At 63.6% G+C, this 21154-nt stretch carries 20 protein-coding genes; 6 read left to right on the plus strand and 14 right to left on the minus strand.

The genetic code is table 11. The annotated features are described in order from the left end of the window. Nucleotides 1-219: 219 nt before the first annotated feature. The 3 genes from GGR89_RS21165 to GGR89_RS21175 all read right to left on the minus strand — a co-directional run bounded on the left by GGR89_RS21165 (nt 220) and on the right by GGR89_RS21175 (nt 2471). Complete coding sequence (locus tag GGR89_RS21165) at nt 220-882, minus strand: 6-phosphogluconolactonase (RefSeq protein ID WP_209092444.1); 663 nt, start codon at nt 880-882, stop codon at nt 220-222. A gap of 69 nt (nt 883-951) precedes the next feature. Beyond that, nucleotides 952-1377 carry a glycine zipper 2TM domain-containing protein gene (locus GGR89_RS21170; protein WP_037569492.1) on the minus strand — a complete coding sequence of 142 codons (426 nt, stop codon included), beginning with the start codon at nt 1375-1377 and terminating at the stop codon, nt 952-954. A gap of 296 nt (nt 1378-1673) precedes the next feature. Next, nucleotides 1674-2471 (minus strand): class I mannose-6-phosphate isomerase, encoded by a 798-nt coding sequence (locus GGR89_RS21175; RefSeq protein WP_082052520.1) that lies wholly within the window; start codon nt 2469-2471, stop codon nt 1674-1676. A 125-nt stretch (nt 2472-2596) separates the two neighbouring features. Between GGR89_RS21175 and GGR89_RS21180 the strand changes: the two genes are divergently transcribed. Continuing rightward, complete coding sequence (locus tag GGR89_RS21180) at nt 2597-3052, plus strand: hypothetical protein (RefSeq protein WP_037569498.1); 456 nt, start codon at nt 2597-2599, stop codon at nt 3050-3052. Between the two features lie 167 nt (nt 3053-3219). On the opposite strand, the gene GGR89_RS21185 is transcribed toward GGR89_RS21180, so the two are convergent. From GGR89_RS21185 to GGR89_RS21195, 3 genes are all read right to left on the minus strand, one after another. Continuing rightward, nucleotides 3220-4509, minus strand: a complete 1290-nt coding sequence (locus GGR89_RS21185) for a glycoside hydrolase family 130 protein (RefSeq protein WP_125974926.1) — start codon at nt 4507-4509, stop codon at nt 3220-3222. Between the two features lie 87 nt (nt 4510-4596). Further along, nucleotides 4597-5505 (minus strand): YfdX family protein, encoded by a 909-nt coding sequence (locus GGR89_RS21190; protein WP_007406281.1) that lies wholly within the window; start codon nt 5503-5505, stop codon nt 4597-4599. 31 nt (nt 5506-5536) lie between these two features. Then, entirely contained in the window at nt 5537-5872 is a 336-nt protein-coding gene (locus GGR89_RS21195; protein ID WP_007406253.1) for a DUF5335 domain-containing protein, read from the minus strand. Nucleotides 5873-6346: 474 nt separating this feature from the next. On the opposite strand from GGR89_RS21195, the gene GGR89_RS21200 reads away from it, so the two are divergent. Together GGR89_RS21200 and GGR89_RS21205 are read left to right on the plus strand one after the other, a co-directional pair. Continuing rightward, on the plus strand, nt 6347-6988 hold the full coding sequence (locus tag GGR89_RS21200; protein WP_007406290.1) for a helix-turn-helix domain-containing protein: 642 nt from the start codon (nt 6347-6349) through the stop codon (nt 6986-6988). Nucleotides 6989-7077: 89 nt separating this feature from the next. Further along, on the plus strand, nt 7078-7812 hold the full coding sequence (locus GGR89_RS21205) for a Crp/Fnr family transcriptional regulator (RefSeq protein ID WP_007406257.1): 735 nt from the start codon (nt 7078-7080) through the stop codon (nt 7810-7812). Between the two features lie 104 nt (nt 7813-7916). Here GGR89_RS21205 and GGR89_RS21210 read toward each other — a convergent pair whose 3' ends face one another. Beyond that, entirely contained in the window at nt 7917-8429 is a 513-nt protein-coding gene (locus tag GGR89_RS21210) for an Hsp20/alpha crystallin family protein (protein ID WP_007406251.1), read from the minus strand. 323 nt (nt 8430-8752) lie between these two features. On the opposite strand from GGR89_RS21210, the gene GGR89_RS21215 reads away from it, so the two are divergent. Continuing rightward, on the plus strand, nt 8753-9493 hold the full coding sequence (locus GGR89_RS21215; RefSeq protein WP_037569525.1) for a sensor histidine kinase: 741 nt from the start codon (nt 8753-8755) through the stop codon (nt 9491-9493). Nucleotides 9494-9582: 89 nt separating this feature from the next. Here GGR89_RS21215 and GGR89_RS21220 read toward each other — a convergent pair whose 3' ends face one another. Then, nucleotides 9583-12042, minus strand: coding sequence for an NAD-dependent epimerase/dehydratase family protein (locus GGR89_RS21220; RefSeq protein ID WP_007406280.1), 2460 nt, complete (start codon nt 12040-12042; stop codon nt 9583-9585). A gap of 591 nt (nt 12043-12633) precedes the next feature. Here GGR89_RS21220 and cls point away from each other — a divergent pair. After that, on the plus strand, nt 12634-14112 hold the full coding sequence (cls, locus tag GGR89_RS21225) for a cardiolipin synthase (protein WP_066549616.1): 1479 nt from the start codon (nt 12634-12636) through the stop codon (nt 14110-14112). 58 nt (nt 14113-14170) lie between these two features. Continuing rightward, a complete protein-coding gene (locus GGR89_RS21230) occupies nt 14171-15865 on the plus strand; it encodes a cation:proton antiporter domain-containing protein (RefSeq protein WP_125976975.1) in 1695 nt (564 codons plus the stop codon). A 59-nt stretch (nt 15866-15924) separates the two neighbouring features. On the opposite strand, the gene GGR89_RS21235 is transcribed toward GGR89_RS21230, so the two are convergent. From GGR89_RS21235 to GGR89_RS21260, 6 genes are all read right to left on the minus strand, one after another. Then, nucleotides 15925-17631 (minus strand): cation:proton antiporter domain-containing protein, encoded by a 1707-nt coding sequence (locus tag GGR89_RS21235; RefSeq protein ID WP_066516444.1) that lies wholly within the window; start codon nt 17629-17631, stop codon nt 15925-15927. A gap of 66 nt (nt 17632-17697) precedes the next feature. After that, the gene (locus GGR89_RS21240; protein ID WP_066667017.1) at nt 17698-18042 is read right to left on the minus strand and encodes a YciI family protein; all 345 of its coding nucleotides are present in this window, start codon (nt 18040-18042) and stop codon (nt 17698-17700) included. A 179-nt stretch (nt 18043-18221) separates the two neighbouring features. Then, on the minus strand, nt 18222-18389 hold the full coding sequence (locus GGR89_RS21245) for a hypothetical protein (protein WP_164542692.1): 168 nt from the start codon (nt 18387-18389) through the stop codon (nt 18222-18224). Nucleotides 18390-18594: 205 nt separating this feature from the next. Further along, complete coding sequence (locus GGR89_RS21250; protein WP_066516336.1) at nt 18595-19245, minus strand: YoaK family protein; 651 nt, start codon at nt 19243-19245, stop codon at nt 18595-18597. Nucleotides 19246-19530: 285 nt separating this feature from the next. After that, nucleotides 19531-20145 carry an HdeD family acid-resistance protein gene (locus tag GGR89_RS21255; RefSeq protein WP_066516335.1) on the minus strand — a complete coding sequence of 205 codons (615 nt, stop codon included), beginning with the start codon at nt 20143-20145 and terminating at the stop codon, nt 19531-19533. Nucleotides 20146-20191: 46 nt separating this feature from the next. After that, entirely contained in the window at nt 20192-20920 is a 729-nt protein-coding gene (locus GGR89_RS21260) for a Bax inhibitor-1/YccA family protein (protein WP_066516334.1), read from the minus strand. Nucleotides 20921-21154: the final 234 nt, after the last annotated feature.

Genomic DNA, 21154 nt, shown 5'->3' on the forward strand with positions numbered 1-21154 from the left:
ATCGGCTCCGCTACGCTACGCCTCCCGCCCAGGCTGGCATCACAGGCGCGCATCAACTAACTATGCAACCGGACCAGTCGTCGCAGGCAGTCCACGTCCCCAGCATCTTCTCCACGACACCCAGCATTCGCTGCGATGCTTCTTCGCAAAGAGCTTGCTGAGCCGGTCCCGCATGAGTGACGTCGCGAAGCGAGCCTGATCCACTGGCAAAGTCCGACGCTATCGGCTCCAGAACAGATCGGGCTGGCACTTCGCTTTAGCTAAGACGATGCCGAGCGGCATCTGCGACTCCGCACCCTCATCCAAGGCCCGTTTGACGACTTCCAACTTGTCCCGGCCGCAGCCGGAAATCAGCAGTCGCTTTGCCGAGAGAATGGCACTCAGGGTCAACGTCACCCTTGGCACCGGCGCCTCGGCCGGAAGCGGCACGGGCCTGACGCCCGCGACGCGCCTCCAGTCAGGATAACGCATCGCGACGGAAAGGTCGGGTCCGGGGAGGAGCGAGGCAACATGCCCATCCAGGCCGAACCCTAGCCAGACCAGATCCAGCGGCCAAGCCAGGTCCGAAAGCCTCAGCTCGGCTGCGTCTGCCGCCGCGGCAGGATCATCGAACGGTGGTCTTGCGAGAGGGATGAGCTGTGCTTGCCCCGCCGCGAAATATCTCTCCAGCAGACCATAGTTGGACAGTCGGTCGCGTGGCGGCACGAGGCGGTCGTCGGTGGGGATGATCGTGACTCCACGCCACCCGCTCGCGCGCGGTGCAAGGAATTCGAACGCGCGCACAGGCGACCGGCCACCTGGAAAGGCGACGAAGGCGGCGCCTTCCGTATCTAGACGATCGGTGATGATGCCCGACACCTCTCGGACCAGGCTCTCGGCCAAATGCTCCGGAGTGGCAAACCCATGCCATAGCGGCTCAGGCACACCAAGGACTTCCGGCTCCTCCGGCACTTAGCGGCGTCGCCAGTGGCGCTTGTACCAGTATCGGTGATAGGGATAGGGCCTGTAGATCCAGTGGCCCCCGTACCATACCCAGGGATCATACCACGGCGGCGCCACATAGACGTGCGGATAGACGGGTGGCGGATAGAAGGGCTCGGGCGCTGCCTTGACCACGAACCCGGGCGGACAGTCGGGGCTGGCGTTCCTCGCGATGGCGCTGCCCGCGACCGCGCCTGCACCCGCGCCAAGGACGGTGGCCGGGGCTCTATCGTAGCGACCGGCGAGCCCTGAACCAGCAAGCGCTCCAATCAGCCCGCCGATCACCGCGCCTGCAGCGACGTTGCTTCGGCGGTCCGCAATACAGTTTTCTGCCGCCCACCGTTCGGCTTCGCGGCTGTAGCGATCGTCCTCCTCGCGCTCGCGGTCCGACTGCACGAACCGGCCAGGAGACGGCTTGTAGCCAGGCGGCGGCGGTACGTTGTACTGCTCGCTGCGGCCTTCGGTTGGGCTTGAAGACGAAGCGGTGGAAGTCTGCGCACTCGCGGGATTCCCGCATGCGAGAAGCAATGTCAGGATTGTGGCGCAGCGAACCGGACTAGCAGGCATTTCAAGGCCCATCCTTGGAGAAGCCCACCGAGGCGGGATCATCGGCTTCGCTATGCGCAACACCTCCGTCCGGCACTGATCTAGCTCAGATCACGAAGGCGCTTTCGGTTCGATCGGGAGCGACTTCAGGACTGCCGCTCATTCCGAGATCTGCTGATGAGCGCCTCGTGCACCGCTCGGCCCGAATAGGCGACGAGAAGATCGCACGAGCCGGTGAAGTTGACGCCGGCATCGCCAGCGACGATCCACACGCCGCCGGGCTCAATCGGCTCCGATCCCACGACCGCTTCGCCCCGGAGGGGTATCAACCAGACCGGCTCGCCTCGCCGCGGCGCCAGAATGCCAGTGAAAGCGTCGGCCCAGCGTTCCACCACGAACGGCCCTCCGGCGGCAAGCACCCGCCTGCCCCGCGCCAACTCGAATGGGGCGAATGGAGCCTCGTAGGGCGCCGGGCGGGCAGCCTCCACCGCCTCGTCCAGATGGAGCTCGCGATTGCTACCATAGTCATAGAGCCGATAGGTGACGTCCACATTCTGCTGAATCTCGATCAGGCTGAGCCCTGCGCCTATGGCGTGGATCGTGCCTGCCGGCGCGTACCAGAAGTCACCCGCTCTTACCGGCTTCCAATCGAGCAGCGCCACGATCGAGCCGTCCTTCGCTGCGGCCCGCAGCCGGTCTTTTGCAATCGGCTCGCGCAATCCCATGGCAATGCTCGCCCCTGGCTCTGCCTCGAGGATATGCCAGGCTTCGCTCTTGCCCCGGGGAAGCCCATGCGCCTTCGCGGTGGTGTCATCAGGATGAACCTGGACAGAGAGCCGCTCGCTTGTGAACAAGTGCTTGACCAGCAGCTCTGGTTCACCAAGCCCGCTCCCGCGCGGAACCTCGAACCAGATTTCGCCGATGGGCTCCTCGCCCGCACTCACGTCATCGCACCCAGGTCCAAGCGACCGCCGGCCCCAGGGCTTTCTGACCGTTTTTGTCACCAAGCGGAAGACCGGCAAGGCGTTCCCCTCCCCTTCTAGAAGTTCGAGCGGCAGTGGCGGGCGTAATGGAGCCCTCTGAGGAAGCCACGCCGCGCGTAGCCCGCGTCGATTGCGGCATTCAGGCGCCGCTGCGCGGGAGCGGCGCCTGTTATCTCCCGGACGATTCCGCGGAAGGGGATCAAGGCATTGACCACGGACCTGCCGCCGGCTTCGGCTATTCTCCCGGCCCGATTTTCTCGTCTTTGGCGCGCAGTGGTAAAATCAGGGCCCAGGACGTTGCTCAGTTCCTTGATCGCCTCTGTGAGCTCGCGGCAGGTTCCAAGCTTCTCCACGCTATATGGATCCTCTGCGGCCTTGAGGAGCACCGGCGGAATCTCGGTCCTGGCGACACCCACATCGTGGGCGGGCTGCACGACAATCTTGCCCGCGCGGTCCAACACCTCGCCGACCGGCTGCTGAGGCTTCCCGTCCTGCGCAAGCGCGCCAGCACCGCTAAGCGGAAGCGCAATCAGAAGTACTGACCGGAGCAGGCAATGGGGCAAGGTGTGCGGCACGCAGGCAGCTCCACGAGATCGCGCGTCGGCGGCGCCGATAGACGAAGTGCTTTGTAAGCAGTGAAGCCGTCCGGCTGGCTGACCCATGTCAGTCGGATTGCTGCGACCCCGTTACGTTCCCCGTGCGTTACCGCCTAATCCATCGCGGCCAACAGAGCATCAACGGTCAAGGTCGAAAAGGCAGTGAAGCTGTCTGCGACGCCATATGGGAGCAATATGTCGTTCCCGCTCAGCAGCGCGCCGCAGCTATAAACGACGTTCGGGACGTAGCCGTATCGCTCCTCCGGGGACGGGCGCAGCAGCGGCCGGCGTGTGCGGGCGATCACATGGCTGGGATCGGATCGATCGAGAAGGCACGCACCGATGCAATATTCCCGCATCGCTCCAACGCCATGCGTGAAGACGAGCCAACCATCGGCAGTTTCGATCGGCGATCCACAGTTGCCGAGCTGTGTGAATTCCCATGTCCATTGCGGGTTTACGATCCTGATGCCCCCGTCCCAGTGATGCAGGTTCTCGGACAGCAGAAGCCAAATATTCTCATTGTCGTGCCGGCCGAGCATCGCGTAACGGCCCTCGATCAGGCGGGGAAACAGCGCCATTCCCTTCGAGGCGGCGATCGGTCCCTCGAGCCGGTGCATCTTGAAGTCGATGAAGTTTCGGGTGGTGAGCAGCTCCTGGGCGATTCCTCGTCCCCCGACCGCCGTGTAGGTCCCTGCAAACAGTGTCGACCCGTCCTCCAGTTCGAGGCTGGTGAGCCGAAGATCCTCAATGCCGCCGCGCTGCCGCTCGAGGATCGGGAAGAGGACTGTCTCCGACAGGTTGTGACTGTCTTCGCAATGAAGACGCACCGCACCATCATCGTTTTGGGGATATTCGATTAGGGGCGTGGCCGCCAGCGGGCTCGCCGCATCTAGGACGATGTCTCTCCCTGGCTGCCAGGTGCCCGTTCTGAAGGCGATGGACGAAAGATGCCCTTCGCCGATCGCCCGCAGCGAGAGGATGAACCGCAGCGCGCCTGGCGGACAACCCGACTGATCCGGATGCCTGACGATGCTCGGGTTGAACAGAGCAGCCGACTGGTAGGCATATTCTTCGCTGAAATAGGCGCCGATCAGCTTTGCGCGAGCGCCACTCGCCGAGAAGCCCCCGCGGAGCAGTTCTCTGGCGTTCTCGTAGCGCTGGAGAAAGACCTTCTCCACGTCGCGGTGGCGGCCGCAAAGAACACTCAGCAGCCGTGCGTACTCGTCCGCCAATTCATCCTCAGACAGGCCGAGGATCCGCCCGACGATGCGCTCGGCCCGGGTCTGACCCTGCTCCAAGGCATTCGGCGAGTCGCCGGGCATGAACGTTCGTATAACCGTTCTTCGATGGTCGGGTTTGATGAAGTGCGGACTTCGCAGGATCGGAACGTCCGCACTCATCTACTTATGTTTCCCCTCGTTGCCGACCGGCGGAACCGTCGAACCTGCGCGCGCCGGCGCCTGCCGCATTGCTTGGAGAGCGCAAGGTCACTTCTTCTCCGCAGGCTGACTCGACTCCGTTGCCTTCTTGAAGCGCTCGCGGATCTTGTCGAAGATGCTGGTCGCCGCGCCCTTGTTCTTGGTGCCGTCCTCGATCTCGTCGACCGTCTTCAGAAGGTCCTTCATTTCGTCCTTGGTCGCATAGCCGAGCGCCTGACCGAGCCGGAGCTGCTCGCGCGCAGTGGTCAGCAGCCGCTGTATCTTCGCCTCGTCTCCGGCGCCCCGCTGTGCGTTCGCGGCCAGCTTGCGCGCCTCTTCGATTGCCGCGCTTGCCCGCGTAAGCGGGAGCGGGTGGATCACGTCGCGGACCACGATCGTGCTGAGCGCCGCTTCGAGCGCCGCCTTCGCTTCATCGAGCTTGTTCTGCGCGACCAGGACCGCGGCCGCCTTGATCGCGTCCGGGTAGGTCGCGAGCGGGAGATTGCTGACCCGCACGACGGTCTCGCTCGCCAGCCCGTCGATGAGATGGCGTGCTTCCTGCAGCCGCCCATCCTCGAGCGCGTCCTCGGCCGATTTCCGCAGCGCATTCACGGCGTCCACCGAACCCAGGACGTCGTAGCTGACGACGCTGACGTCGACCGGGGCGAGAGCGAGGCTGGGGTTGCGCGCGAGCACGATTTCCAGCTTGCCCGTCGCGCGCTCGAGAGCGGCGGTCGCGGCCTTGGCATCCTTCTTGTCGAGCGCGGCAAGAGCATTCTCTGTCTCCTGCAGCGCCGAAACGGCGTCCTGGAGCAGCTCTTCGCGATCGACCGGCGGGGCCGGCGTCGCCTGCGCGGTGGCGTTGTTCGCCGCCGTGGTCGTGTTCTCGGCGGCCTGGTTGTCGGCGTCCTGCTTGGAACAGCCCGCCGTCAAGATGAGGGCCGAGGCTGCGGTCGCGGCGAAAAGACTGCGTTTCATGATCTTCCCTTTGGTTGTTGAGGATACGGGCTCATTGGTCGGGAGCGGGCAGCGCCAGCGGCCGCCTCAGCTTGATGAGGTGATTCGTTCCGTCGCGATCGATCACTGCGATCGCCGCAACGCCATCGCCGGATTCTTCGACATAGATCGACTGCGGGTGGCGGATCATGTGATCCAGCCCCTCGAGCGTCACACCGACCAAGTCATCCTTGTGGTCATAGAAGATTCCGGTGATCGGCAGGTATTGCGCTTCGATCTGATCGCCGAGTTCGAGCGATGCGACTTCGATTTCGGCTCGAAGCCCGGTCAGGCCGCGGGACACGCGGTTCAGATATTGAGGCCATTCCGCCTTAGGAACGACGTTCACGGTTCGACTCCTTCACAAAGGGCGAGGGACCGCTCGCCGGGGTTTCTCGTCGAGAGAGGATATCGGCCGTCCCGCATCGAGCCCCCGGTCCGCGGGGCGCGGTTTGCCGCAGCGCTTCCTCCGGAAAAGCTGCGAATTGGGGAATGCCTTGGAAGTCCGGGGCACAGTTTCCCGAGCCGCTTCCCAACATCTTGAACATCGGATCTTGATCCACCCGGCCGCCCGCTGGCGGGGCCAGCGAGGGCGGTGAGATCGCGATCTTGGCCGATATCCAGCTCAACGCGCTCATCGATATTCTCCAGGTAGCGCCTGGAATTGCAGGCCCGGCCCTCAGCCGCCCTGACATAGCTCAGCTTTCTGCCGGTCGAACTGTGGCACGACTCGGCCATTGGGATTGCCCTAACCCGTGACATATGTTACGCACAGTGACATGTGGAACGGCTTATTAGCTCATATGAGACGGAGGCGCCCGCGATGAATCGCGGGCGAAAGGTCGTTCCTCCGCCTCTAGGAAATGGCTTCAACTCCAAACTCATCATGTTGAAGGACCGCCAGGAACTCCCTGCACGGCCCGAGTCGGATGGCCTCTACTGGATCCTCTCCGGCGCCATCCAAACCAGCATCATCTCCGAGGATGGTCGCCGCTGGATCGGCGGCTTCTACCTGCCGGGGGAATTCATCCTGCTCGAACGCGACGAGGTGCGCAGCCAGTTCGCCCAGGCCCTGTGCCCGACCTCGCTCATCATGACGGATCGCAGCGTGCTCGAGGGCCTGTCGCAGTTCGATCACTTCACATGCGCCACGATCACGACCTGGTTTCTGCGCACCTATCGGGTCGCGCTCCGCACCGGTTTCCTGCTCGGACGGTCGAATGCCATGGAGCGGCTGGCGTTCTTTCTTCTCGATCTCATGCAGAGGCTGGAAGGGCGCCGCCACTTCCATCTGCTTATGTCCAGAGCCGACATCGGCGACCATCTCGGGCTAACCAGCGAGACTGTGACGCGTACCTTCACCCGGCTCCAGCGGCATAATTATGTGCAGGTGAATGGCCGCAACCTTGAAATCCTGGATCCGATCGGGCTTGCGCGTCTGGCGGCGGCGGTGGTCACGACCTGACAGGGCCGCAGCCGAGGCAGCCACCGGTGTGACATGTGGGCCCACTGCTGCTATAGCGCACTGGCTATGCGAACGGGGTCGGACTGCGAATGAACTTCATACCGTGTGAAGACTGCGCGCTTCGCCGGTTGGCGCTGTTCAAGAAGTTTACAGCGCCCGAGCTCAGCTTTGTGCGCGCCCTTAAGAATAATCAGATCGATGTTCCTGCGCGCCGCGTGATCATCGAGCCTGGGCGGTTCGCCGGAAAGCTGTACACGCTGTATGCGGGATGGGCATATCGCTACAAGCTTACACCAACCGGGCAACGACAGATCATCGACATTCTGCTGCCGGGTAGCCTGATCGGTCTCCAACAGTTGATGCTGGGCGATTCGGAGAGCGGTGTCGAAAGCCTAACCCCCGTGACGCTGTGCGTGTTGACAGGGCGCAGTATTGACGAGCTGTTTCAGCGGCACAGCCACCTCTCCGAGGCGATGGTCTTCGCGCTCATGGAGGACCAGCGCCGCGCCGATCGCCGCATGGCGCTTGTCGCGAAGCAGAATGGCGCTGAACGCCTAGCCTACTTCCTCCTTGAGCTTGTAGATCGCCTCGTTGCGTTGGACCTCGGGCAAGATGCGATGTCGTATTTCCCGCTTCAGCGTCGCCATCTGGCTGACCTCCTCGGCTTATCTGAGACTCATGTCAGCCGCTCGATGCAGGAGCTTCGCCGCGGCGATCTGGCAGCGATCGCAGCGAACTCGCTCGTGATCCGCAACCGGCAGCTCATGATCAACCTTTCGGGCTATACACTGTCGACTCGGGAGCACCCTCGCCTTCTGCTCTGATCATACGTGATATGCCGTTGCCGGGAGCGGGACAGCTTCACCAGAACCGTCGCAATTGCTTGAATGGCTCCGCCCGTGGGCGCGCGGCCCACGGGCGGGCACCGTCATGCCTGACCCGAATTGACGGCTATGCGGCGGACGTTCTCGGCGGCAGACGCCGATTTCGGCACCGTGACGGTGAGAACGCCGTTCTTGAACGTGGCACTCGCCTTGTCCTGCTCGATACCCTTCGGAAGGCCGATGCGGCGCTCGAATCGCCCGTAGCTCCGCTCGGAGTAACCCCGGTCCTTGTCCTCGACCTCCGACTTCTTCTCGCCACGGAGCGTGAGGACGCCTTCCTCGACGATCACTTCCACGTCCTTTTCGTCGAGGCCGGGGAGTTCGGCCGTGACGCGGATTTCCTTGTCGGTTTCGGCAAGCTCGACGCTCGGGGCGAGGAGCCCTCGCTCGACGCCGGCGAGCGCCGGCACGCCGAAGCCACGGAAGACATCTTCGAACAGGCGGTTCACTTCCCTGTGCAGCGAGAGCACCGGGTCGCTCGCAGCGCCGGCAGCGCTGACCTGAGCAGGAACCTTGTTCTCCTGACGGCTCCAGGGGATCAGATCACGAATGGACATGGCATCTAACTCCTTCTTCGAACAGCGTCATCGCGGAGCCGCCGACATGCCTGGCACGCTGACCGAAAGCTGGGTGGCCAGTCGCCTCAGGCTGAGCGCGCCGGTGCGTGATTGCGCCGTTTCGCCAGCTAAGGCACAAAACTCTCCACGCTACTTTGGTACTTCCAGTCATTCCGCCGAGGCGGCCGGTGGCGAGCTTCATCGGTAAGCGCTCCGGGCAGGCTAACACTGATTTAGCTCAGCCCCCGATTGGCGCCGGTCGCGATATGCTCCGGCATGGCATGGCGACCGAAGCTTGGCATCCGGCGACCGAAGGAGTGGTCATGGACATCACGACTGTGTTGAGCAGCCCGGCCGATCGGGTCGTTCGCCAACCCGACATGCTGATGCGTGGAATGGCGCACGACCTCGACAATATGCTGGCGGTGATCGCCTCAGGTCTGGTCTCGATCGAGCGCGGAGCGGATCAGCAGCAGCTGGCGCGCCTCGTAGCCGGAATGAAGCACGCGATCCGGAATGCCGCCGCCCTGGCCGACGATATCGCGGAGCTCAGCACCGATCGCGGCGTGACGACCGAGCGGGTTTCGGTTGAAGCGCTGATCCGCGGGCTGGAGGCGCGGGCCAGCACCATTCTGGGAGACGGCGTGGACTTTCGGACAGAGATCGCGCGTGACCTCTGGCCGGTCCGCGTCCTACCCAATTATCTCCAGTTTGCGCTCTTCAATCTCCTGGCGAACGCCGCCGACGCGATGCCAAAGGGTGGCGTGCTGGTCCTGCGAGCCTTGAACACATTCCGAAGCACGGCGAGCCCTATAGGCGCAGCGGGCGACTTCGTTCGGCTTGAAATGATCGATTCCGGTGAAGGAATCGCACCCGACGTTCTGACCCGCGTTTTCGATCCGTTCTTCACGACGAGGCAGTCGCTCAGGAGAACCGGACTCGGGTTGGGCCAGGTCCGAAGGTTCGCGACCCAATTTGGCGGTGATATCGCGGTCGAGAGCGACCAAGGCGCGGGAACCCGAGTCATCCTGCACCTGCCGCGAGCAGCGCCGGGCAGGTCCTGAACCGATATCACCGCCAAAGAACGCGGCCGCCCTTCCCGTCTCAGCCGCGCTGCGGCCGCGTGTCACGAGCCCTGCCGCGCCTGCCCTGGTCAGGCAATCAGGCGATTCCACGACCCGTACTGGGCTGACACCTCGCCTCTCCGGATGGCGAGACCGACCAACGCAAGGCCTAGCAGCACATTATATGCGGTGTGCAGAGCCTCCGCGCCGAAGGCGAATGGCGTAACACAGAGCGCCGCGCCAATGGGAATGAGCAGGAAGCGGACGGAGCGCGCGACCTCGGCGGCGGCTATCGAGATCACGGTCAGCGCCAGTGACCCGAGCAGGTGATCCCAATCCGCGATCGGCGGCGCTGCGCCGAACGTGACCCGCGTGAACAAGAGCGATGCCGCCAGCGCGGCCGCAATGGCCAGGTTCCAGGGCAGGCTCACGCCACCGATCGCCACGTCCTTCACGATCGCGCGGGCCGGTCGGTCGAACTCGTCAGGCACGTCACCAGCCCCCCCCTCGTCCGTGTCCCCGAACAGGAAGACCCGAAGCACATTCTTGCCTGCCCGTGCACGGCGGCGAAGGAACTGGCCGACCGCCACCAGTTCGTCCAGCGAGTAGGGTATCTGGATCAGCATCGCCGCGGCTCCGATCAGCGCCAGCGTGCTCCAGGTGCCGATCCAGATCGGCTGGATGATGATGAAGAAGATCGAGACAATCCCGAGCGGGGCGATCATCAGCCCGAAGAGAAGCACGAGCCACGGCATGGTCCGCCAGCGCGCGCGCGACCCGACGATCCCCGTAAGGATCTCGAGGCCGTAGGTGTAGCCGCCGAGCGCGGCATCGGAAACAGGCCATGCTTCCGAGACTTCGCTGGTGATGATCTCCTCGGTGCCGTTGCGCGGGTCTTCGACGCTTCCCTGAAAGAAGGGCTCCCAGACGTCGGACACATAGCCGAGCTGATATGCTGCGAGGTAACGGGAGACATAGAGGCCGATCAGTGCAAGGGCGATGATCGGGATGCGCTGGGTCCAGCTCGAGGGATTATACGTCCACCCCTGAGGCACCTGCGGACCGGTCACTCGCGCCAGAGGTGACGGCCCCACTTCGGGCTTTGTCCCGACCGCAAAGCCGAAGATCAACATACCCACCAGCGTGTCGGAAAGGTATGCTGTTGGATTGTCGGTCCAAAAGACAAACGGCGCTGCCATCACGACAGCGCCTATCGCGGCCGATACCCATCGCGCCCAAGGCGCGTGCCAGCTCAGCGACAGCGATGCGAAGACGATCAGCAGCACGCCGGAGACGATCTCGGTCCAGCGGAGCAGAGGCTCGACCACGCCGATCAGCGGCGGCTGAGTGAGCAACCAGGTTCCGAGCATGAGGTTCACGAAATGCGCCCAGCGCGTCTCGGAATGCTCCCTCCGGTAGCGCTCGTCGCTCGCCCGCCTGACCTCCTCAGGATGTTTGCCCAGCGCGGCGGCCTCGGCGAGATCGTGCGGCGGCCGGAGACCGTTTCTCTTGTACCAAGCCAGAGGATCGCGCTTCAGCGCCGCGATCATCTTCGGGAGCTCATCCTTGAGGCGATGATGGGGTCGCCAGCCCAGCAGTTTCTCGGCGCGGCCGATATCCAGCGCATAATGGTCGTCTGCAAGCCGGATCATGAAGGGCTTGATGAACGGCTTCTCACCCTCGTCGATTGCGTCGGGGACGACGGGCTCGAGCTTATCCTGAGCCCAGACACCGACTGCCGCCACCGGCTTTGGCACTCGCAACGTCGGCCAGTCCTCGATGCCGTGGATGAGATATCCGATCTCGTCTTGCAGCGCATCATACCCCAGCGCTTCGGGCTCGCCGATCAGGATCTCCGCATCGGGCGGCAGCGTGTCCCGGCGTTGAACGGCGAGACGGACCGCTTCGACAACATCCTCTCGATGGACCATGGACTGGCCCACTAGCGGCGAGCCCGAGTAGAAGAAGCTCTCGAATTCGCGTTCGTAGATCCGGGCTATCTGATTGGAGAGCGTGGGGACTGCAGACTCCTCGTCGTACACCCCGGCGAAGCGCAAGATCGCATATGGGATGGAACCGTGTTCTTCGCGGATTACCTCTTCGGCCAGCGCCTTCGACTTCGGATAGGCCCAACGGGGATCGATCGGCCAGCTCTCGTCGATTTGTTCGCCCGGCGCGCACGGCGCGTGCACGAGCATCGTGCTTGAATAGACGAACTGTTCTACTTCGAAGTCCTGCAACGCTCGCAGGAGCCGGCGCGTGCCCTCTACATTGACCGACCGGTAGAGCGGATGTTCCTTGCCCGTGAAGTCGAAGTAGGCCGCCAGGTGGATCACCGACGCCACGCGTCCACCATGGCTCGCGCGGATCTGCGCCAGAGCATCGAGCACAGATTGGTCCGAAGCAAGATCGACCTTGATCACCGGGAAGGTCAGCGCCTCTGCTTTGAGATCGAGCCCGACGATCCGGTAATCCGCTGAAAGCACAGCCGCCACCGAACGTCCAAGATTGCCCGTTGCGCCGGAGATGATGACAAGTGGCTTATCCATGTGTGCTCACCCCGATCTGTCTCGTGTTGGCCTCACGGCCACGCCGACCTGATCCCAACCGCGACGCCGGCGCATGGCGCGAGCACATCTGCCGCACGAGCTGAGCTTCGGGGCGACGCAAGGCGCCGAGCCCGAGCGCCCACCTGGTCCCTTCAGCCGTCATGCACGGCGGCACGAGCTACGCCATTCGCCCCTTCGTCTGGGCATCACCTGGTTCCGGAAGGTCCGGCACGCAGCTCATACCTTAACTTTCGTCGAGCTCGTCCTGAGCTATGTCAGGGCCACGCCACCTTGCCGGTGGGAAGCTCGCTCCTTCCAGGAGGTGATTATGTGCGGGCTGATCTCAACGGGCGCGGCTGGCGTCATCCGGAAGCGGCAGCAGCGGTTCGTGTACGAGGACGCCGGCCCGCCGCCATGAGGCGGCACCGTGCGCAACGCGCCAAGTGGTCTCCCAGCCCAGCATGCCGATCGACCAGACGCCCGTGGACCGAACCGAGCCGATCGCATCCCACACGACTTTAGCCTCTCTGGACCTCGACACAGAATGGGTTGGGAGGCACGCTCCGCCCAGGAGTCCACACCGCGGCCGCGATGCTGGGATCGGATCACTTCGCGCAACACGGCTTCTTCATCGCCAAAGGCGATGAGGTGAACCTGGGCGTCGCTCTCGAGTGGCTGGCCGTCGCAGCGCCTTGGGCGATCCGGATCGGCGCGCTGATCGTTGTTCCCTTCCGCCGGTCGCCGGCTGCGACGCAGAGCTGGCTGCTCCTCTTCTTCGTGGCGCCGTGGCTCGGCCTCGTCCTTTATCTGGCGATCGGCCGGCCATTCCACCCCCGGTGGCGTCGAGAACGTGTCGCGCAACTCTGGCCGATCATCGACCGGGCAGTTTCCTGCATCGACCGGGTCGCTCGGCCGGCCGAGCTGCCGCTCGTCCAAGCTTCAGCGGCTTCCCTCGTGAGCGGGATTGGCCGCATGCCGCTCTTACAAGGCAATGAGGTCGACTTCCTGACGGACTACGACGCAACGATCGGTCTCCTCGTTGAGGATATCGGGCACGCCAACGACCATGTCCACCTTCTCTTCTACATCTTCGCCACGGACGCCGCCGGCCAGAAGGTGATCGCCGCGCTGCGCCAGGCCGCGCTGCGCGGCGTCAGGTGCAGGGTGCTCGTCGATGCGATCGGATCGCGCACGTGGGCCGCCCGCATCGAGCGGGAGCTGCGGCCCGCAGGCGTCGAAGTTCACGAGATCCTGCCGATTCGGGTGCTTGGCCGCACCACGCGCTTCGACCTGCGCAATCACCGCAAGATCGCCGTAATCGACGGACGCACCGGTTACACCGGCTCGCAGAACATCATCGACGCCGATCATGGATGGGGCTGGCCAAATTGGGAGGTAATGGCCCGGGTTCGAGGGCCGGTTGTCGGCGAATTGCAGGCGGTCTTCGTGGCGGACTGGTTCCTCGAGACGGAGAAGGAGCTCGCCGACGGGCATCTCTACCCTCCGGCAGACGATGCCGGCAGCAGCCTCGGGCAAGTTCTGCCGAGTGGGCCCGATCTCGAGCATGGGGGCATCGACGAGCTGTTCGTTGCGCTGATTCATTCGGCTCGAGATCGTGTCCTGATCTCCACTCCCTACTTCGTCCCGAGCGAGCCCCTCCTGCAAGCGTTGCAGGTGGCGATCCTCAAGGGAGCCGAAGTCCATCTGCTCTTGTCCGGCCGCTCCGATCATCCCCTCGTTCACCTCGCGCAGCAGTCCTATTATTCCGAGCTGCTGTCGGCCGGTGCGGTGATCCACCTGTTCCAGCCGGGCTTCCTGCACGCCAAGCATATGAGCATCGATGAGGCAGTCGCCGTCGTCGGATCGAGCAACGTCGACATGCGATCATTTGCCCTGAATTCGGAGATCAGCCTCGTCCTTTACGACCGCGAGGCGACACTTACCTTGCGCCAGATCGAGCGCTCAAGGCTGGAACAATCCGTCCCACTGAGAGCAAGCGACTGGGAGCGCCGCAATCTCGCGCGCAAGTGTGCCGAGAACGTAGCGCGGCTCTTCAGCCCGTTGTTGTGATCTGCTCGGACCAGCTGAGCCGGAGTGAGAACGAGACTTTGCTATTGATGGAATGACCATGCACCATGACGCACCATTAATCGCCACGATTGTCGCCGGCCTGGTCGCTGCTTTCATCGCAGGGACCGTGGCGCACCGGCTCAAGATATCCCCGATCGCGGGCTATCTGCTCGCTGGCGCCTTCGTCGGGCCGTCGATGCCCGGCTTCGCGGCGGACCCGGAAATCGCATCGCAGCTTGCCGAGATCGGTGTCATTCTCCTGATGTTCGGCGTCGGCCTGCACTTCTCGCTGCGGGATCTCCTGTCAGTGAAAAAGATCGCGGTCCCTGGAGCGTTGATCCAGATCGTTGTCGCAACGCTATTCGGCATGGCGCTGGCCTGGGCGCTCGGGTGGCGCGCTGGCCAGGGCCTAGTCTTCGGTCTCGCGCTATCCGTTGCGAGCACTGTCGTCCTAGTGCGGGCTCTTCAGGTGCACAACCTCGTCCAGACCGATCAAGGCCGCATCGCGGTGGGCTGGCTGGTAGTCGAGGACCTGGTGATGGTGCTGGCGCTGGTGCTTCTGCCGTCCGTAGCCGCCATCCTGTCGGGCACATCGGCGAACGCGGGCGCCGCTGCCGCGAGCGCCGTGACCACTACGCTGATGAAGGTGGCGGGCTTCATTGCGCTGATGCTCCTCGTGGGCCGCCGCGCGATGCCGGCAATCCTTCACTGGGTGGCCGATACCGGTTCCCGCGAGTTGTTCCGTCTGGCAGTACTCGCGATCGCCCTTGGGGTTGCCTTCGGCGCCGCGCTCGTCTTCGACGTCTCGTTCGCTCTCGGCGCCTTCTTCGCCGGCATGATCCTGGGTGAAACCCAGCTCAGTCGGCTCGCGACCGAGGAGATCCTCCCGTTCCGAGACGCCTTTTCCGTCCTGTTCTTCGTTTCGGCCGGCATGCTGTTCGACCCAGCGGTGATCCTCAATCAGCCGATTGCGCTTCTGGCGACGCTCGCCATCATCCTGGTCGGCAAGTCCGCGGCTGCCTATGCCATCGTCCGATCGTTCGGATATCGTGACCAAACCGCGATCACGATCTCGGCAAGCCTGGCACAGATCGGCGAGTTCTCGTTCATTCTTGCCGGCCTTGGCGTCAGCGCCGGCCTTCTGCCTCCCCAAGGCCGGGACCTGATCCTCGCGGCCGCTATCATCTCGATCTTCCTTAATCCCCTGCTCTTTTCATTCGTAACCAGGCAGGGGGTTCGTCCACTTCGGCACGCCGGCCCTGCGGAAGGATCTTCAGAAGAGCCGGCGCCCGAGCAGGGCCCGCCCCCTGGGCATGTGATCATCGTGGGCTATGGCCGAGTCGGCCGCTTCATCGCTGCAACGCTCGGGGCCTCGGGATACGCGCTGAGCATAGTCGAGGACAGCAGAGAGGCCGTGCAAGCAGCGCAAGCGGAAGGGCTGCGCGCCGTCCAGGGTAACGCCACCGAAGCTTCCATCCTCACGCGGGCCGGCATCACCGGGGCATCGACGCTGCTGATCGCGATCCCTGAGGGGTTCGAAGCCGCGATCATCGCGAAGCGTGCCCGCGCCATGAACCCGGACCTGCGCATCATCGCGCGTGCCCATTCGGAGGCGGAGGTGGACCACCTGAAGGCGATGGGTGCTGACGCAATCGTCCTGGCGGAGAAGGCAGCAGCAGCCAAGATGGCGGCGCTGGTCTCAGAAGCGGAGTCCGAGGATGTCGACGGACTCGCTCACCTGGTGGAGAGCTAATCGGCAATGATTCCGTCGCTGAGCGCCGCCTTCATGCAAGGGCAGTTTCCAGCGACGGGTCAGATCGTCCGCAACGCTCGAAGCTCAGGATTGAGGCGGAGGCGGACCGCCCGGACGCGGGCGAGCGCCTCTTCCGGAGAGACACCAAGCGCGACGAAGGTCTGCACTGCCAGCCCCAAGCCCGCAGCCAAGTTCTCCGGAAAGATGTAGGTCGCGCCGGCCTTGGCGATGGATGTCAGACCTCGATTGTCTCTCGTGCTGACAAGGACTGGCAACGCCGGATTGAGTTGCCGAACCTGGCGTACCAGCTGCTCTAGCCTTGGCTGGCTGTTCAGAAGGGCGACCACCACTGCGGCCGTATCGATGTTGGCTGCCTCAAGCACGCCGCGGCGTGTTGCGTCACCGAAAATGACCTGATGCCCCTCGCGATGGGCAATCCGAAGCCGGTCAACGTCGCGCTCGATCGCGATATAAGGTATCCCGCTCGCCTTCAGAACCGTACCCACCAGCCGTCCGACCGGGCCGCACCCCGCCAGGATGACGTGACCGCGTAGATCGCCCGCCGAGCCGCCGATCATGACGTCTGGCTCAGCGACCAGCTGCGGCGTCGACAGGACCTCGGCCGAGATGCGCCGATTGAACTGGATGAGGAACGGAGCCAGGAAAATGCTCACGGCCGTCCCTGCGAGTGCCGTTTGCGCCACAACCTCCGGCAGCAAGCCGCCACCGATCGCCTGGGTCAGGATGAGCAGGGAGATCTCGCCGCCGTGCGCCAGGACCAGCGCGGTCTGCAATGCCGCATTGGTCGCAAGTCCGCTGAACCGCGCGAGAGCGAAGATGATCGCGAGCTTCACGAGGACGAGGATAGCCACCGCGCCGACCGTCGCCGCCGGCTCGGTGAGAACGATCGACCAATCAACGCTCATACCGATCGTCAGGAAGAACAGACCGAGGAAGATGTCCCGCAGCGGCCGGAGCTCGTCTGCGAGGTGATGGCGGTAGTTGCTCTCGGCGACGACCATGCCGACGATGAAGGCTGCTACCGCCAGGGAGAGACCGATCATCTCGGCGAGAAGCGCGACGCCTGCAACCAACGCCAGCCCGGCAAGCATCAGCGGCTCGTTGGATCCACTCCGAGCGATCCAATCGAAGATGCGGCCGATCGTCTTGCGCGCGAAGAGCGCGGCACCCGTGAAGACGAGCACGGCAGCGCCCAACCGCAACATCAGGCCGGCGAGGTCCTGCTCAGCGCCCGAGGCAACCGCGCCAACCAAGAGCAGGACAGGGAGGGCCGCGAGATCCTGGAAGAGGAGGATACCCGTCGTTGCTATGCCATGACTGGTCGTCACCTCGTCCTGATCCAGTAGCTGCTTGTGGACGATGGCGCTCGACGAGTGCGCGAGTGCAAAGCCCAGGATCAATGATGCGGTCAGGGACAGTCCCCCGAGGAGGGCGACCCCGGCTACGAGCAATGCGGTGACAACGACCTGAAGCGTGCCCAGCACGAAAACCAAGCGACGGGCCGCGACAATGCGTGGCCAGGAGAATTCAAAGCCAATGACAAACATCAGCGCGGCGATGCCGAGCTCACCGAGGAAACGGGTTCCCTCATTCGCGGAAACGAGGTGAAGCCCGTAGGGCCCTACGACCGATCCGGCGACGAGATATCCTGCAATCGAAGAGAGGCGGAACTTTGTGAAGAGCGCGACGAACGCCAGGGAGGCGAAAATCAGGATCACCGCATCGACGAGAAAGTGGTGAAGCATGAACCGGACGCCTCTCGCGGGGATCAAGTGCTTTCCGCCAAGGGCGGCGGGTCGGGGCTGCTCGCTTCACTCTGCTCCGGGTATCTCGAGGCACTCGACGACTTCGACCGCTTCGCCCGGAAAGATCGTGAAATGAGGATGGCTCTCGAAAAGGCGCGCGGCAGCCTCGTGCGTGTCCGCTTCGACGATGATGTAGCCGGTGAGGCTGTTTCGCCCTGCCTCGACGCCCGACGAGGAAACCCGCAGGGTCCGGCCGAGCGGGCCGCCAGCATCTTTTATGTTGTCAGCGTTCTTGCCCATCCATGCCCCCCAAGCAGCCATCCCCTCTGACTGCTTGTCAGGACTTATCGGTGACGCGACTTTTTCCGCGTCTGTTGCTGATCCAATGTACAACGCCAGGAACTTTGCCATGCCCAGTCCTTCGCTTCGCTCGATCCATCCAGTTACTAGAAGCATCGCGTGCAGCCGCCATCAGAAAACGTCGGCGAAGGCAGCTTGTGGCAATGTCCAACTAAACCGTCGAGATCGTCGGCGTTGCACGTTCTCCTTTCCGGCTCGGATCTCCGGCGCGAAAGGCCTGCTGCCAACCTTCAAAGCGTCCAGCTCGGCGGATCGCTCGCGGGGAAAGACTCTTCGATCGCTTCGTCGACCGGGTCGAGATCCGTCCCCTCCTGACCTTCCTCGGCCACGCTCTCATCAGGTGCCAGTTCCGGCTTCCTGTCCTTGTCGGGATTCACCGACGCTTTGGGGTCCGTCATCCTTTCATTCTCCAGCAAAGTGAGCGCTGCACCTCTGCATCCGCGCGAACCGACTGCACATTCTGCCTGTCAGGATGGACCAGGCCCTGACTCAGATCAGCTCCGCTTGGCTTGTCTCAGGCGGTCGCCGGCAAAGACGTGCGCGCGTCCTTCCGAAAAGGCGACGGCCACAGCCTCAAGGCCGCGGATAGAACGCCTGCAGCGATTACGCCGGTTCGCCCGTCCTTTCGATGAGGCCTGCCCAGACGGCGAGGAGAAGCGCGGCCAGCGCTGTGAACCAGAGGCCGTCGACGCCCAACCGGTGGAAGCTAAGCGCGCCTATGATCGCCCCTGTGACGAGGCTCGACCACAGCAACAAGTGTGGGAGCCAATCCCATCTGGGTCCGCCAAGCAGCGCCATGCCGATCCGCTGCCCCGCCTTCACGACCGCACCGGTCATATAGGTGAGGCCGATGCTCACTTCGCCATCGCGCTGGAAAACAAGATTCTCCGCTCCCATCGCAGCAGCCATGAGCAGCGGTGCGAATGCGCCCGCGCCGGCGTGCGCGAGCGTCGCGCTCGAGGCGAGGAGCAATGACACGAGTCCCAAGACAGCGGACTTCCGGCGCTTCTGAACCAGGGTGGCCACGAGCGTGGCTGCGATCACCCCCGTGAGGAACGCACCAATCAATCCCAGCGCGATCAACGCCGTCACCGACCGTTCGGCCGCCCCGATGGCGAGCCGTGTGGAGTTGCCGCTCATGAACGACACAAACATCCCGCCTGCGGCCAGGAAGCCGAGCCCGTCGACGTAGCCCGCCAGCCCGGTAAGACAAAAGGCGAGCCACTTTCGTCGCCGTTCAAGCACGCCGATCATTGAACCCATATACTCCTGCTATCCGAAACTGATGCCCGGGCGGGCACGCCGCTTCCAGTCCGCGCCACCAGAAAGCGATAACGGTAGAAGGTTCGTCGGGGCGGATCGCCAGCGCACAGGCGCTGGACGCTCCCTAGCCAGGCCTGGCGACCGAGCCCATGCAATGTGAGTGTCTGGTGAGCGGCACGGCCCTGCTGCTGGAGCCGGTCGGCAGGGAATTCCAAATACTTCCCTGCCGCGCTAGCGAAATTGTTGGGGCCTGGGCCAGTCGCAACGGGCGAGCCATTAAGCCCGGCGAAGCTTGAACCCGAGCCCGAGAAGAACAACGCCAGCGAAGATCGCGTACGAACCGATCACCCACGCGGCCGAAGGCAAAGTTGTGAGGGGATCGAGGACCAGCAGGATGATGATCACGATCCCAAGAACGACCGAGAGGGCACCTGAGAGCCCCATCAACCACTCGCCGCTGATCTCCTTGCGCAGGCTCGTTGCGGCCACGATTTCGAGGGCGCCGGTCACAATAGCCCAGATCGCCAGCATGACCAGCGTGACCAGAGCGTAGCCGACCGTCATGACCTCGGGCATCAGCACGAACAGGACCGCAGTCGCGATGCCGATGATCCCGCGGATCACGTAGGCCCACCAGCGCTCCTCCTTACGCCGGGCGCCGCGCACCGCCGCGACCATGGAAAGGATTCCATCGGCACCGGCATAGGCGGCGAATACCATCGCAAAGGCGAACAGGGCGCTGAGCGGGAACAGGAAGGATACCACGCCAAGCGCGAGCGCGAGGACACCGCGAAAGACGATCCATCCCCAGTTGCGGCGCAGTGTCCCTAACATCTGCTGACCGACCGCGTCGGACACGCCGGAAACGGCATCGACTTTGACTCCAACCATAAGGCCTCCTCTTTTGGCACCCTAAAGGGCGCATGACGTGACGTCGCTATGCTCGTTCACGCTCCCCCATGAGGTTGAGCAGGAGCTGGAACAGGTTTATGAGATCCAGATAAAGGGATAGCGCCCCCATCACCGCGAGCTTCTCGGCTGATTCTGTCCCCGCATAGGCGAAATATTGATTCTTCAAGCGCTGGCTATCCCAGGCGGTAAGGCCGGTGAAGACCAGCACGGCGATGATCGAGACGGCGAACTGCAGCGTGTCGGAGGCGAGGAACAGGTTGATCAGGCTTGCGATGATGACGCCGACGAGCCCGACCATGAGGAAGGTCGACCAGCGCGAGAGGTCGACATTGGTCGTATAGCCCCACAGGCACATCGTCGCGAACAGGGCGGCGGCCGAGAAGAACGCCAGCGCGATGCTGGTGCCGGTGAACACCAGGAAGACGCTGGCCAGCGACAGCCCCATGATGGTCGCGAATGAATAAAAAGCGATCCGCGCAGTGTTGGCGCTCATCTGCTCGACGCGGAAGGAGAAGAACAGGACGAAGGCGAGCGGCGCCAGCATCACGACCCATTTGAGGGGCGTGTTGAAGATCGGTTGATAGAGAGCTGGGGTGCCGGCGACGAGGAAGGCGACAAGCCCGGTAAGGACCAGTCCCAGGGCCATCGTGCGATAGATGCCAAGCATGTAACGGCGAAGACCGGGGTCGTAAGCTACCGCTCGCCCGGAGGCGCCGTGCAAATCCGCGCCAGAAGTTTCAAATGGCGTGTTCATCTGCAAATCTCCAACGGAAGGTGCAGCGATCGAGGAAGCACGTGCCGTTCCGGCCTTGCGCGCCTTCCCGACTGGGCCTGGAAGCCGTTCGAAGCGTTCCGGATCTATGAAGGCTCGTCGAGCGCTGCACAGCGCCCGCGTTCACGATCTGCAAGGGCCATCGCGCGACCCACCTTTGGAGCACTGAACCAAGCGAGATCACGGGCTGTCCGTCCTTGCCGAAGTCTTCCGGTC

The sequence above is a fragment of the Sphingomonas trueperi genome (assembly GCF_011927635.1).
In the GTDB taxonomy this organism is placed as follows: Bacteria; Pseudomonadota; Alphaproteobacteria; order Sphingomonadales; family Sphingomonadaceae; genus Sphingomonas; species Sphingomonas trueperi.

Bases quoted from the DNA above. Each gene is read 5' to 3' on its own strand.
- GGR89_RS21180 (WP_037569498.1), top strand. From the start codon at position 2,597: ATGGAGCCCTCTGAGGAAGCCACGCCGCGCGTAGCCCGCGTCGATTGC.
- GGR89_RS21185 (WP_125974926.1), bottom strand. From the start codon at position 4,509: ATGAGTGCGGACGTTCCGATCCTGCGAAGTCCGCACTTCATCAAACCC.
- GGR89_RS21190 (WP_007406281.1), bottom strand. From the start codon at position 5,505: ATGAAACGCAGTCTTTTCGCCGCGACCGCAGCCTCGGCCCTCATCTTG.
- GGR89_RS21200 (WP_007406290.1), top strand. From the start codon at position 6,347: ATGAATCGCGGGCGAAAGGTCGTTCCTCCGCCTCTAGGAAATGGCTTC.
- GGR89_RS21205 (WP_007406257.1), top strand. From the start codon at position 7,078: ATGAACTTCATACCGTGTGAAGACTGCGCGCTTCGCCGGTTGGCGCTG.
- GGR89_RS21210 (WP_007406251.1), bottom strand. From the start codon at position 8,429: ATGTCCATTCGTGATCTGATCCCCTGGAGCCGTCAGGAGAACAAGGTT.
- GGR89_RS21215 (WP_037569525.1), top strand. From the start codon at position 8,753: ATGGACATCACGACTGTGTTGAGCAGCCCGGCCGATCGGGTCGTTCGC.
- GGR89_RS21220 (WP_007406280.1), bottom strand. From the start codon at position 12,042: ATGGATAAGCCACTTGTCATCATCTCCGGCGCAACGGGCAATCTTGGA.
- cls (WP_066549616.1), top strand. From the start codon at position 12,634: ATGCTGGGATCGGATCACTTCGCGCAACACGGCTTCTTCATCGCCAAA.
- GGR89_RS21230 (WP_125976975.1), top strand. From the start codon at position 14,171: ATGCACCATGACGCACCATTAATCGCCACGATTGTCGCCGGCCTGGTC.
- GGR89_RS21235 (WP_066516444.1), bottom strand. From the start codon at position 17,631: ATGCTTCACCACTTTCTCGTCGATGCGGTGATCCTGATTTTCGCCTCC.
- GGR89_RS21240 (WP_066667017.1), bottom strand. From the start codon at position 18,042: ATGGCAAAGTTCCTGGCGTTGTACATTGGATCAGCAACAGACGCGGAA.
- GGR89_RS21245 (WP_164542692.1), bottom strand. From the start codon at position 18,389: ATGACGGACCCCAAAGCGTCGGTGAATCCCGACAAGGACAGGAAGCCG.
- GGR89_RS21250 (WP_066516336.1), bottom strand. From the start codon at position 19,245: ATGATCGGCGTGCTTGAACGGCGACGAAAGTGGCTCGCCTTTTGTCTT.
- GGR89_RS21255 (WP_066516335.1), bottom strand. From the start codon at position 20,145: ATGGTTGGAGTCAAAGTCGATGCCGTTTCCGGCGTGTCCGACGCGGTC.
- GGR89_RS21260 (WP_066516334.1), bottom strand. From the start codon at position 20,920: ATGAACACGCCATTTGAAACTTCTGGCGCGGATTTGCACGGCGCCTCC.